Source organism: Parasphingorhabdus sp. (genome assembly GCF_059726685.1).
Genome location: NZ_AP041068.1, coordinates 2,496,446 through 2,509,154 on the forward strand (window position 1 = coordinate 2,496,446; position 12,709 = coordinate 2,509,154).

The window sequence follows — 12,709 nt, forward strand, 5'->3', positions numbered from 1 at the left end:
CTTGGCACGGTTTGTTTCATAATTGTTCCTTATTCGTTCCCGATAAGGACATGAAACATGCTCACACCGAAACAACATGAACTGCTTTGCTTCATTCATAACAGTCTGGAGGAATCAGGCGTATCCCCCTCTTTTGAAGAGATGAAGGATGCATTGGGCTTGAAGTCAAAATCTGGCGTTCATCGGTTGATCAGCGCTCTGGAAGAACGCGGCTTTTTGCGCCGCCTTCCCAACCGGGCACGAGCCTTGGAAGTGACCAAGCTACCCGAAGGCGGTAATTTGAAACCGGCTGCTTCCAATGTCATAAACATTGCCCCTGAGCAGGCTCCCTCAGCACCGATGAAAGAAATTCCTGTCGCGGCCAATGATGTGATCGAAATTCCGCTTCATGGCAAGATTGCAGCAGGCGTTCCGATCGAAGCCCTTGAAGGTCAGTCCGCGCTCAGTGTTCCAGCGGCATTGCTGGGCTCCGGCGAGCATTATGCGTTGGAAGTTTCCGGCGATTCGATGATCGAAGCGGGTATATTGGACGGCGACTATGCGCTTATTCAACGCACGGAAACAGCGCGTAACGGCGAAATCGTCGTTGCGCTGGTCCATGATGAAGAAGCTACACTGAAATATCTGTTCAAGGATAATGGACAGGTCCGCCTTGATCCCGCAAATCCAGCCTATGAGCCACAGATATTTGGCGCAGGAGAGGTGCGGATACAGGGCAAAATGGCCGGACTGTTGCGGCGCTATAACTAACGATAGCTGGGTACAGTTTTATTCAGGGCTGCCTTTGATTTCTGCCGCTATTTTGGAAGTTTTCTCTTTCGGCTGCATATTTTTGGGCTCAGTGAAGCGCGTCCATTGATGACGCCCGGAACGGCCCAAAACGGTTCCAATCTTTTGGTTCTCCAGATCTATCGTCATACCGCCAACCTGGCCCAATAAAATACGATCCGCCTTAAGCCAGCGTGGCTGACAACTGATAGGGAGGCGCCGTTCGCTGATCACAATATCGGCACGCCGGCAGGCCGCTGACAGCGCCATGGCCGGAATATAGTAAGAGCTGCGCGTTGCAACGATCACCCAGTCTCGGCCTTCCCCCTCCATGATAACTGTGCAGCTATCTGCATTACACTGCGCATTTGGCCAGTCCTCTAGGGCCGTGGCTTCCCCATCAATCCCGGCATTTTCCAGCAACATGTCGCGAATGAAGTCACCGCTGCGCGTGCGAAGCATCGCCAGCTCCCCCGCGTCATTGCGGATCCCGACATGACGACCATCTCCGGTAATGTAGAGATCAGGAGCGCGGGTCGTGGCTATCATCAGGACACCAATTGCTATAGGAGCAAGACCGCAGATACGCCAAGACTGACTCCACAGGGCCAACCACAAGCCACCGGCAATCACTAACCCAAACGCGGCCAGTGGCATGGTCGGTAGCATGGTTACTGATCCCGGTCGACTGGATACATAGTGGGCCAACACCAGCAGACTGCTCAGCGCCTTTTCACATAACCACCAGAACGGTGCACCCAAACCAACCGTATCAAGTAGCAATGCCAATGCTTCCAGAGGCATAATCACAAATGTTGTCAGCGGAATAGCGATGATATTGGCCAGCGCGCCATAAATGCCGGCTTTGTGAAAATGGAACAACGCAATGGGCATCAATGCCAGCTCGACGACCAGACCAGTGAGGAAAAGCGCCAATATGATCCGCCCCAGTCGCCTGAGAAGGACTTCCTCCCGTCGTGCGAACAATGCCTTTATTCTAGGGTGTTCGTGCATCGCAATAATCGCGGTGACAGCGGCAAAACTAAGCTGAAAGCTCGGTCCGACAAGGGATTCCGGCCAGATGATGAGCACAAACAGGGCCCCTGCCGCGACCATGCGCAGGGTGATGGCACTGCGCCCCATGACGAGAGCCATGAGAACCAGCAATGCTGCGACACATGCTCTTATCGTTGGCACCTGCGCGCCGGTCATCAATGTATAACCCAGCGCTGCCACAGCTGCGCAACCCGCAGCCACCAGAGGCAGCCGAAAACGCAGCGCTAATGTTGGAAATAGCGCCAAAATACGCAAAACTAACAAATAAACTGCACCGACAACCGCCGTTACATGCAGGCCGCTGATTGACAAAAGGTGCGCCAACCCACTGCGCCGCATGGCTTCAGCATCTTCGTCATTAATTGCCCCGCGATCGCCAGTGGCCAGGGTTGCACCAATCGCCCCTGCCCCACCGGCCATGCAGGACTGGACATGGTTCGACAGCACCTGGCGATATTCCGGCATGGATGAAAGCGGTCCCCAAGACGGCTGCGCTGGCTGAACGACATGAATTTCCCCCAATAGCTGACCGGTAGCACCCAGCCCCATGAACCAGGCACGGCGGGAAAAATCATAAGCACCCGGAAGACTGGACATCGCCGGTGGCATTAACCGGGCGCGAAGCTGAATGATGGTGCCCGGCTGCAGGTCGGCTACCGCCTTTTCAATTGGAACATTCACGCGCACCCGCGGTGGCAAATCCTGTTTCTCATGCGTATCCAGCGTCAACCGGACAATGTCGCGGGCACTGACCACTTCCACCTTTTCAATTTCTGAATGGAAAGACGCGACCATTGGCCGTTCCAATACCGGCGCTGCCACAGCCCATGAGCGGAACCCCATGAGCGCACAGCCGATGCCTATTAACACCATGAACCAGAAAAACGCGTTGCCTACCCTTCCGCCCATATTCAGGGCTTTGACACTTAAGGCCAAGCCGCAAGAAAGTGCGATAAAACCTATCCAAAGGGCTACATTTGCCAGCAGAAACCAGACCGCGATTCCCGCGCCAACGCCAACGGGCATCCATAAGGCCAGCCGGTCGCGCTCTTTTTCAAGCTGCATTTCCAGGCGTTTGAAAATTTCCAAATTTCCAAGATATTCAGGCAATTGTCGTGCGTGAAACGGCATGCTAAGGGCCTTGCCATTCGAACCGGAAATGGCGGCCATACCGATATCATCGGGCGTTACGCCAGGGCTATTCGGATCAAAGCCACTCTGCATTATTTTTGCCTAACACAGGGAAACACCAAGCGTGAATCTTAATAAATCAGAACAAGTCGTCACGCGTTTCGCGCCCTCCCCGACCGGGTTTTTGCATATTGGCGGCGCACGTACGGCGATGTTCAACTGGCTATTCGCTCGGCATCATGGCGGCAAGGCGCTACTCAGAATTGAAGATACCGACAAGGCGCGATCCACGCAGGAAGCGATTGATGCGATTCTGGAAGGGTTGGACTGGCTGGGTCTTGATTGGGATGATGAACCGATTTTCCAATCGGAACGCGCGGCGCGCCATGCAGAAGTCGCGCATGAGCTGCTCGATGCCGGAAATGCTTATAAATGCTTTGCGACACCGGAAGAACTGGCCGCCATGCGTGAGCAGCAAAAGGCGGAAAAGAAGCCGATGCGCTATGACGGCCGCTGGCGGGATCGCGATCCGTCCGAAGCGCCCGAAGGTGCGCCTTATGTGATCCGCCTGAAAACCGAGACTGGCAGCAAGATGACCATCAAAGATGCGGTTCAAGGTGAAGTGTCTGTGCAGAATAGCGAGATTGATGATTTCATCCTTTTGCGCTCCGACGGTACGCCGACTTATATGCTGGCAGTCGTGGTCGACGACCATGACATGGGTGTAACGCATCTGATTCGCGGGGATGATCATCTCAACAACGCGTTCCGCCAGATGGCGATGATCCGCGCGATGGGCTGGGCCGAACCGGTTTACGCCCATATTCCACTAATCCACGGCAATGATGGCGCCAAGCTCTCCAAACGGCATGGCGCACTGGGCGTGGAGGCCTATCGCGATATGGGAATCATGTCCGATGCGATGTTCAATTATCTGCTTCGCCTGGGTTGGGGGCACGGCGATGACGAGATAATTTCGCGTGAACAGGCCATAGAATGGTTTGACCTGTCAGGCGTTGGCAAATCACCTTCGCGCTTTGATGCCAAAAAAATGCAAAACCTGAACGGTCAATATATTCGCGATGCCGATGACAAGGCGCTGGTAGCGCTGACAATACCCTGGATTGAGGACGAGCTGGGAGCAAAATTGACACCGGCTGAAAGCGATTTGCTGGTCCAGGCCATGCCGGTTTTGAAAAGCCGCGCCAAAAACCTTATCGAATTGGCTAATAATAGCCTTTTTCTCTATAAAAAACGACCACTTGACCTCGACGAGAAGGCACAATCTCTGCTAGATGCTGACGCACGGCAGCTGCTTGAATCGATTCATTCGACTTTGACCGACCTTGACGACTGGACGATCCAGGCAACCGAGGACCGGGTGAAGGCCATAGCAGAAGCCGCCGAATTGGGGTTAGGAAAGCTTGCACAACCTATGCGGGCCGCCTTAACGGGAAGTACCAGTTCACCCGGAATTTTTGACGTGCTGATACTCTTGGGCAAGGAAGAGTCATTGGATCGTCTTGCAGATCAAATAAAATAACCTGAATTCTCAGGAGCAGAAAGGACAATATTGTGGGCAACAATAGCGCATCATTTAACCTAGACGGCGAAAATTACGAATTTCCCGTCATGCAGGGAACCGAAGGACCGGATGTCGTGGATATTCGGAAACTTTACGGACAGACTGGTGCCTTCACCTACGATCCAGGGTTCAAATCGACAGCCAGCTGCGAATCTGAATTGACGTTTATCGATGGCGGCGAAGGCATATTGCTGCATCGCGGTTACCCCATCGGTCAACTGGCCGAACATAGCAGCTTCATGGAAGTGGCCCACCTGCTCTTGCGCGGAGAGCTTCCAACAGCAGACGAATATGCGCAGTTCACCAACACGATCACGCGCCACACGATGCTGCATGATCAGTTTTCGACCTTTTACAATGGTTTCCGCCGCGATGCTCACCCGATGGCGATCATGTGCGGCGTCGTAGGTGCTCTGTCTGCTTTCTATCACGACAGCACGGATATCAGTGATCCCGAACAGCGGATGATCGCAAGTCACCGGTTGATCGCCAAAATGCCGACCATTGCTGCGATGGCGTATAAATATGCCGTCGGCCAGCCTTTCATGCATCCGGATAACAGCTTGTCTTATACAGGTAATTTCCTGCGTATGACCTTTGGCGTTCCCGCCGAGCCTTATGAAGTTGTCCCAGCAGTTGAAAAAGCAATGGACCGGATTTTCATCCTTCATGCTGACCATGAGCAAAATGCTTCCACCTCAACCGTGCGGCTCGCCGGTTCTTCGGGAGCCAATCCTTTTGCCTGTATTGCTGCCGGCATTGCTTGCCTCTGGGGCCCTGCCCATGGCGGCGCCAATGAAGCGGCACTCAACATGCTCCATGAAATCGGTCACCCTGACCGGATTCCGGAATATATTGAACGTGCGAAAGACAAGAATGATCCATTCCGCCTTATGGGCTTTGGTCACCGGGTTTATAAAAATCATGACCCGCGTGCGACGGTCATGCAGAAAACCGTCCGTGAAGTCTTTGACGCATTGAAAGTCACCGATCCTGTCTTTGAGGTTGCTCTGCAACTAGAGGAAATGGCTCTGAACGATGACTATTTCAAAGAGAAGAAGCTCTTCCCGAACGTAGATTTCTATTCCGGCATCATCCTTTCCGCTATTGGTTTCCCGACCTCCATGTTTACCGCGCTCTTCGCGCTCGCACGGACCGTCGGCTGGGTTGCTCAGTGGAACGAGATGATTTCTGATCCCGGTCAGGTTATCGGGCGTCCGCGCCAGCTTTATACCGGCCCCACACAGCGCGATTATGTGGAAATTGGCAAACGGTAATCTTGGAAAATATGGAAAAAAGGGAGCTTCATAGCTCCCTTTTTTGTGCCTAAGCGGCGCGTGATGGCAGGCTGAGTTTAAAGGTAGAACCTTTGCCAACGGCGCTCTCGACTGTCAGGCTGCCGTCCATGGCATTGGCCAGACGACGGGAGATGAAAAGGCCCAATCCGCTGCCGCCGTCGCCAGAGCGCCCTAGTCTTTCGAACTTTTCAAATATGCGCTGCTGATCATCTTCGGCAATACCATCGCCCTGGTCACGCACGGTAATCACTGAGAACTCACCCTCTGAAACAACCTGCAACTTAATGACCGAACCATCGGGAGAGTAACGGATTGCATTCCCGATCAGGTTGACCAATATCTGCAAAACCCTACGAAACTCGCCCTTTACCGGCATTTCCAGATCTTTGTCAGGCAAGTCAATTCGGATCTGGTGATCGGCTGCCTTAACCGCGAGCAGGCCAGCAGCCCGGTGTGCCAGATCAACAAGATCAATATCATCTGCGGCAACTGAAAAACTGGTCCGCTGTATTGCTTCGAGATCGGACAGGTCATTGACCAGATCCATCAAGTGGCGACCGGCGGAGGCGATATCCTTGGCATAATCGGAGTAATCTCCACGCAATGGCCCTTCCAACCGGCTACCAATAGTCTCGGCATTGGCGATAATCTTGCCCAGTGGCTGACGCAAAGCCGGGCCCAATTGGGAACCGAAAAGGGAATCGCTGATCAGTTCGCTTTTTTTGATCGGCAGACTTGCCTCGTCTTCATTCTCTTTGGCTTCCCGTTCCTCATCCAGTTCCAGCGCGAAGCGATAGCCGGAAAACAGGCCATCATTATCAATCAATGGCTGCCCGGACAGGTTGTAGAAGGACCTTTTTCCGTTTCTCTGGCGAACGTGCTGACCGCGCACCGGCTGGCGTTCAGATATTGATTCCACCAACACGCTCTGTTTGGATGGCTCTACAAAGTCGAAAATATCCAGCAGGGATTGACCGATATATTTCTCAACTGCATCCAGATCACCGGGCATGGACAAGGCCATGATACGCAGGGATGCATCGGTCCGGATCGACCCTCGCCCATTGAGCCGGTCAAAATCACGCTGCCGCCCAGATGCCTGACTGCTTGTCGAAGGCGCAGGCGTTTCTTTCCAGTCAACGATGCTGATCCCGACATTGCCATACTGGTCACCAGGTTGAAGACGAATCTCAACCCACATGTTGATCAGGTTGTCTTCATCAGCCGCCTGCACTGGGCGTGACAGGTTCATGTTCAACTGCCTGCTCAAACGGCAGAGATTTGACAATTGTGGCACAGCCAGCGGCCCGCCCTCATAGCCGCCGCAATGCAGGTGAAGGCGCAGCAGCGGCGGGTCCGCCGAGACCAGACGGCCATCACCATCCAGTTGTCCGCGAACCGGCTCGGCCAGATTGCCGGTAACCGGCATTAGTCAGAAAACCCCGGAAGGCCAGCATTTAACTGACGCTGCGCATCTTGGAAAAGTTTGTTGCCAGCCCACTTACTGACCAGTTCTGCGGCCTTCTCACCATCAATCTCGTTATAGGAAGCGGGGGTCAGTAACTGACCACTACCGTCCAGCACACCGAAAATCGATATGGCATGGTCTGTCGGCAAATCAACTGCACGCATGGTCAGAACCAGTCGAACCATATTGGGTTCAGCGGTAAATAATATGAGTTGATCAACTGACAGTCCGGAGCGCTTTGCCAGACGGGCAAGAAAAAGATCCAGCCCGTCATAAAGTGGATGAAGATGATGTTCATCCTCTGCCAACTGATCGACAAGTTGCGCCAGACGGCGTGCGCGGCTTTGCGTGCCAACGCTCTCATCATGTCCGCCCAGCAGTTTCTCTGCTGCTTTTTTCAGGTCCGGTCCATCATAGCCGGAAAGCTTTTGAATCGCGGCAACCACAGGCCACACAAGTGCAAACAATATTTCTGCAGGAAGACTGGCGATATGAGCATGAATGGAACCAGGCGCCGCATTGTCGCGGCTTTGTGCCACAAGCGATGCCATCGCGGCGTCCGCAATCGCCGCTTCTTCATTGTCGAGATAGCGGGTCAAAACAGCTTCCAGATCGGACTGTGAAATTTTCTGCAAAAGCCGCGCGCCCAGTTCTACCCGCTGTACGCTGATGAAAATATGGTTGAGCAGTGTTTTGGTTTCCAGCAAACCCGCATTTTGAAGCAACGGAAAACTATGTCCTCTGTCGCTGTTGCCAATCTCGATAATCGTATCATGTGTCAGGCCAAAGTCTTCGACAGCAATCATGCAGATTTCCGTTTCGATATCCTGCACGATAGACTGCAAATATAGGCGGCCGTTGGACAGCATGCGATCAGACAATATGATGTCCGATTTCGGAAAGAGCGCGGCAGCAAGGTCGTCAGACACAGCGGCGCTTGAACCGCTGATTGCGGCAGCCTGCTGAACAAGGCCAGGGCCCGTATTCTGGTCCATCAAAAAATCTCGCTTCACCATGGGTTTAGCCGTAGGCCAATGTGGTTAATATCTGGCTAAGTGCAATGTTTTCTATTTTTGAGATGCAGCGCCAGATTCCGAAGAAAAATAGTCGCGTCGTTCTGCAACCAGATAAACCAAACAGAACAAGGCAGCGGTGTAGAGACCAAGGGAGAATGCGCCAAAAGCAGCAGTGATCAATAAAATCAATAGAATCAAAGGTTTATCAGGCCTTACCCAGTTCAATCCGGTATCATCCTTCGCCGCGTGAACGAGCCATAAATTACCAATTAGTAGCAGCAATATTGATATGTCAGCGAACAAGGTTGCCGAAGACGCTGTCCGCAGGACCGTAATTGTCAAAACGATTGCGGCTACCAAATAGAATATTGGTGCGGTCCAGTCAGGCTTGTTCAATTCGGTCGAAAACATGGAAATCCGTTTGTGGAGTACCAAAACCACGGAACCGAGAAACAGAAAGCCCAGCGAAGCGGCAGGCCATATGATAAGTCCAAGTCCCAGTGCGATTATCGAGCAGGCAATACTGGCCATCCCAAAATATTTCTTCGCATCGGGGGCCTGCCAAAGTACTGGCATCAGTTTGCGCATCAACGGCCAAACGACATATCGATCGAGGAAATTCTGCTTGGGAATTCGCACCGCACCGAGCCGCCGGTCGGCATAAGCCAAACTCCTCTCGGCATCGATCAGCTGGGACACTACATCGGACTGCATGTCCTCGTCAGATACCAGCTCTCGCTCACATTCCGACTGAACCGCGGTACGAAGCAATGCAGAGCCGACGTCCCAATCATCGGGGATATTCGATATCTCCTCGAGGCGTGTGGCTTTTAAAAGAGCTATGCCGAGCCATCGGTGGCTGAGATCAATCCGCTCAAAACTGTCGTAATTATCTGCATTTGTTACGACATAGATTGATTCAACGGATTTCCTGCTCAATTGAGCTTCAATCGGCTTTGCGGGGAGAATACCATCCCCAAGAAAAATAAAGTCGTCATTTTCTGACGCATATTGCCCCAGATCGCTGGTATCGCGGACAATCTCGGCATCAATATTCTGGCGCTTCAGGGCATCAACATATTGCAGCAAAGCCCCGGGCATAGTTGGGCTCAGCAATATAATCTTCTCTGCACCCATATTTCGGACAGATCTTACTTGCTGTTCAATGACATTACCATCGAACAGCGGCAGCATGCCAGCAGGCCCATGCCCCACTTCATGCTCGGTCGATACGGAGATAAGGGCCAGTCTCAAAAATAAATCCCAATTTGCCAGTCAACAGACGTGAGCATCATATAGGATTTACCGCCATGGCATCAAAGCGATATCTTCATCTATTAGTGCGGATATATGTGGTGATTAGTCGCGATGATCTTCGATCGCGGCAATAGCCCGTTCGAGCTTTTTTAGCACTGTCGGTTCACCCGGAGCAGACGTAACCGCTTCTTCCGCCAGATCCAGTACATGAGTCGCACCGAAACTGGCCGCCAACCCCTTCAGGCGCAAAGCAGCATATTCCCAATTGGCATCACAACGTGCGCGGTGAAGCAAATCGACTTGCCGTTTTGCACTGTCCAGAAAGGCGGTACGCAATTCCGCGATGAGTGACTGATCGTCACCAACTGCGGCGGTTAAAGCCGCGTCGAGCGCTCCATAATCGAATGACATGGGCATTTCTTACGGTGCCATGGTTAACTTATAGTTTCTCTGACCGATTTTTATGGTAAAACCGACTCATGACAGGTGGATCGAAAATTATCGGAATCAGGCGTGACCGGGGTGAAGAACCTCATATGGAGCATGTCGAGTTTGACGAAACAGATGGCAGTGATGCCCTTGAGCTGAGCGAAGACGAGGGCAGCCATGCCGTTGAAAGCGAAGCGGATCAGGAGCTTGACGAGGTAAGCAGTGATGAAGAATGGAGTCATTATGCCGATGACGATATCATTCGTACGTCACGATCTCATTACATTGCACCGGTGCTGTTGGGTCTATCCATAGCGTTATGGACCGCCTTCTTCGCGTGGGCCAATCGCGACATATTTACCACAATCCCGACGATGAAGGGCGGGATTGACCTATTGTCTCAATATTGCCTGCCAATTGCGACCTTCGCTATTCTCTATCTGCTCTACATGCGCAACAGCACCCGGGAAGCCAAGCGATTTGATGACGTTGCATCATCTTTACGAATGGAATCCGAGCAGCTGGAATTCCGTTTGAAGACGGTGAACAACGAACTGGCGATGGCGCGTGAATTCCTTGCCGGTGAAACGAAAGAACTGGAAACGCTGAGCTCTCAATCGTCGACAAAACTCAACGAAGCAGCCAGCAATATCAAATCGGCCTTGAGCGATGGCCTGTCCAAGATGAAGAAATTGGATACGGTCGGCGATACCGCTTACAAGAATCTCGAACAATTGCGTGAGCATCTGCCCTTCGTCATTAGCACAGCAAAAGACGTGACCAATCAAATTGGAAACTCCGGTCGTGCTGCCCAGACCGAAATGGCTGCGATGGTCAATACATTGAGCCGGATTGGCGATGTTGGAACGGCGGCGAAAGCCAGTCTTGATGAACTGACCAAACGTTCGGAAGATTCGCTGTCCAATCTTGAAACAACCGCTGAAGCCATAAAAGAAAAATTGACCAAGCAGCTGACTGAGACGGAAACAGGGTCGACCCGTATTGCTGACATTTTGAAAAACACGTCTGCCGACGTCATCGCTGCTTTGCACAAGACCCGCTCCGAACTGGCGGTTGAAACTTCCGAAAGCTCTGAGGCGATCAAGAGCGATCTGGCGAGCATAGAAGAAACCCTGACTCTGGTCGGCAAAACGGCTGATGATGAAGAAGCGCGGTTGAAGGAACTTGTGGCTGAACTCCATCAAAGCGTGGCGGATATCTCGACCAAAGTGGAAACGCTCGACAATGAAAGCGGCGAAAAAACCGCCAAGCTGGCCTTTGCGATGACTGCGCTCGAGCAGAATAGCGACGCACTCAAGAAATCCATCGAAGAGGGCCATGGTACTGCTGATCAGATGATCGAGCGCGTCGAACAACTGCTTGTCGCTCTTGATAGCGGCGCGCGGGAGCTGGACGAAACATTACCCGCCGCGTTTGACCGGATGAACGAAAAATCCGAAGCCAGTTCTGCCATGTTCAGCCGCATGACTGAAGAAGCCGAAAAGGTCGGTACGGTAACCGATGAAGTGACCGCCAAAATTGAAAAATCGGATGAGGCCATTGAGGAACAGCGCGCGAAACTCGCCAAGCTCAGCGATGATGGCATTATTGCGACCGACAATGTTCTCGGTAAAATCGAAGGGCTCGCGAAAGAATTGCAGGAAGTCCGTGACCAGAACGAAGCTCTGGCCGAAAGCGCTGGCGAAAAACTGGTCAGCGCCCTGCTGCGCGTAAAAGAGACTGCTCGCCAGGCATCGGAACATTCGCGCGAGGCATTGGAAAAATCTATTTCAGGATCTGCCGAGACCTTTGAAAAAGTCAGCGAAGAAGCGCTCACCAAGATTGTTGATGAAAAAATCTCTTCCATCGCGCCGAAGCTGGAAACTGCCGTGTCCAAAGCGGTCGCGACGACGGAATCTACCGCTGGTCATTTGACGGCACAGCTTGCCGCCATTGAAGACATGACCACCAAATTGGAACAGCGCATATTGTTCGCCAAGGAAAAGGCGGAACAGAGCAGCGACGAGAATTTCACACGCCGCGTCGCTTTGCTCACCGAATCCCTCAATTCCACGGCGATCGACGTCACGAAATTACTATCCAATGAAGTGACCGATACGGAATGGGCCGCTTATCTGAAAGGCGACCGAGGTATATTTACCCGCCGGGCCGTACGCCTGCTTGATACCGGAGAAGTGCGCGAAATTCTGGCGGAATATGACAATAATTCAGAATTCCGCGAGCATGTGAACCGCTACATCCACGATTTTGAAACAATGCTGCGCGGCGTACTTGCGACCCGCGATGGTAGCGCAATCAGTGTGACGTTGTTGTCATCGGATATCGGCAAACTCTATGTCGCTTTGGCACAGGCTATTGAACGGCTTCGCAACTAAAAGCTCATCACTTTCGGGTTACTGCTGTTCCAGTCTGTCACGGCTGCCGAAAAAATCTATGTCATCAACGGTGATCCATTGATTGGTATAGTTGAAATAAAACAGGATAAAGGCAAGCGTCGCCAGTAATGTCGTAAAGGCCAATGTCCGGCCCGGTCTGAAATTGACCGGCGCTCCATCTGCCTGCCCCTTTACCATTTCTGTGCCCGTTTCCGAATGGCTGCGTATGCCAAAGGGCAATATAATAAAAGCCGATAGCACCCAGAACAGCACATAAATGGCGAGAATCGAAGTCCAGTCCATTG

10 protein-coding genes are annotated in these 12,709 nt (G+C 52.4%); 4 read left to right on the top strand and 6 right to left on the bottom strand.

Going from position 1 to position 12,709, the window contains the following annotated elements; translation table 11 throughout:
* Positions 1 to 57: 57 nt before the first annotated feature.
* The gene (lexA, locus tag AC6I9Z_RS12350) at positions 58 to 750 is read left to right on the top strand and encodes a transcriptional repressor LexA (RefSeq protein WP_461456110.1); all 693 of its coding nucleotides are present in this window, start codon (positions 58 to 60) and stop codon (positions 748 to 750) included.
* 18 nt (positions 751 to 768) lie between these two features.
* Here the strand turns inward: lexA and AC6I9Z_RS12355 are convergent, their stop codons facing one another.
* On the bottom strand, positions 769 to 3,048 hold the full coding sequence (locus AC6I9Z_RS12355; RefSeq protein ID WP_461456111.1) for a ComEC/Rec2 family competence protein: 2,280 nt from the start codon (positions 3,046 to 3,048) through the stop codon (positions 769 to 771).
* A gap of 31 nt (positions 3,049 to 3,079) precedes the next feature.
* On the opposite strand from AC6I9Z_RS12355, the gene gltX reads away from it, so the two are divergent.
* Positions 3,080 to 4,498: a glutamate--tRNA ligase gene (gltX, locus tag AC6I9Z_RS12360; RefSeq protein WP_461456112.1), complete on the top strand. Its 1,419-nt coding sequence runs from the start codon at positions 3,080 to 3,082 to the stop codon at positions 4,496 to 4,498.
* Between the two features lie 32 nt (positions 4,499 to 4,530).
* Entirely contained in the window at positions 4,531 to 5,817 is a 1,287-nt protein-coding gene (locus tag AC6I9Z_RS12365; protein ID WP_461456113.1) for a citrate synthase, read from the top strand.
* 49 nt (positions 5,818 to 5,866) lie between these two features.
* On the opposite strand, the gene AC6I9Z_RS12370 is transcribed toward AC6I9Z_RS12365, so the two are convergent.
* From AC6I9Z_RS12370 to AC6I9Z_RS12385, 4 genes are all read right to left on the bottom strand, one after another.
* On the bottom strand, positions 5,867 to 7,267 hold the full coding sequence (locus AC6I9Z_RS12370) for a sensor histidine kinase (RefSeq protein WP_461456114.1): 1,401 nt from the start codon (positions 7,265 to 7,267) through the stop codon (positions 5,867 to 5,869).
* Positions 7,267 to 8,301, bottom strand: a complete 1,035-nt coding sequence (locus AC6I9Z_RS12375) for a hypothetical protein (RefSeq protein ID WP_461456115.1) — start codon at positions 8,299 to 8,301, stop codon at positions 7,267 to 7,269. Before AC6I9Z_RS12375 ends, AC6I9Z_RS12370 begins: the two co-directional genes overlap by 1 nt.
* Before the next feature lie 72 nt (positions 8,302 to 8,373).
* A complete protein-coding gene (locus tag AC6I9Z_RS12380) occupies positions 8,374 to 9,576 on the bottom strand; it encodes a hypothetical protein (RefSeq protein ID WP_461456116.1) in 1,203 nt (400 codons plus the stop codon).
* A 105-nt stretch (positions 9,577 to 9,681) separates the two neighbouring features.
* The gene (locus AC6I9Z_RS12385; protein ID WP_461456117.1) at positions 9,682 to 9,990 is read right to left on the bottom strand and encodes an Hpt domain-containing protein; all 309 of its coding nucleotides are present in this window, start codon (positions 9,988 to 9,990) and stop codon (positions 9,682 to 9,684) included.
* Positions 9,991 to 10,058: 68 nt separating this feature from the next.
* Here AC6I9Z_RS12385 and AC6I9Z_RS12390 point away from each other — a divergent pair, with 68 nt between their 5' ends.
* A complete protein-coding gene (locus AC6I9Z_RS12390) occupies positions 10,059 to 12,404 on the top strand; it encodes a coiled-coil domain-containing protein (RefSeq protein ID WP_461456118.1) in 2,346 nt (781 codons plus the stop codon).
* Between the two features lie 18 nt (positions 12,405 to 12,422).
* Here the strand turns inward: AC6I9Z_RS12390 and AC6I9Z_RS12395 are convergent, their stop codons facing one another.
* Positions 12,423 to 12,707, bottom strand: a complete 285-nt coding sequence (locus tag AC6I9Z_RS12395) for a DUF1467 family protein (RefSeq protein WP_461456119.1) — start codon at positions 12,705 to 12,707, stop codon at positions 12,423 to 12,425.
* Between the last annotated feature and the right edge of the window lie 2 nt (positions 12,708 to 12,709).

Excerpts from the sequence above, each read along its gene's own strand:
- lexA (WP_461456110.1), top strand. The coding sequence starts at position 58 with ATGCTCACACCGAAACAACATGAACTGCTTTGCTTCATTCATAACAGT.
- AC6I9Z_RS12355 (WP_461456111.1), bottom strand. The coding sequence starts at position 3,048 with ATGCAGAGTGGCTTTGATCCGAATAGCCCTGGCGTAACGCCCGATGAT.
- AC6I9Z_RS12370 (WP_461456114.1), bottom strand. The coding sequence starts at position 7,267 with ATGCCGGTTACCGGCAATCTGGCCGAGCCGGTTCGCGGACAACTGGAT.
- AC6I9Z_RS12375 (WP_461456115.1), bottom strand. The coding sequence starts at position 8,301 with ATGGACCAGAATACGGGCCCTGGCCTTGTTCAGCAGGCTGCCGCAATC.
- AC6I9Z_RS12385 (WP_461456117.1), bottom strand. The coding sequence starts at position 9,990 with ATGTCATTCGATTATGGAGCGCTCGACGCGGCTTTAACCGCCGCAGTT.
- AC6I9Z_RS12390 (WP_461456118.1), top strand. The coding sequence starts at position 10,059 with ATGACAGGTGGATCGAAAATTATCGGAATCAGGCGTGACCGGGGTGAA.
- AC6I9Z_RS12395 (WP_461456119.1), bottom strand. The coding sequence starts at position 12,707 with ATGGACTGGACTTCGATTCTCGCCATTTATGTGCTGTTCTGGGTGCTA.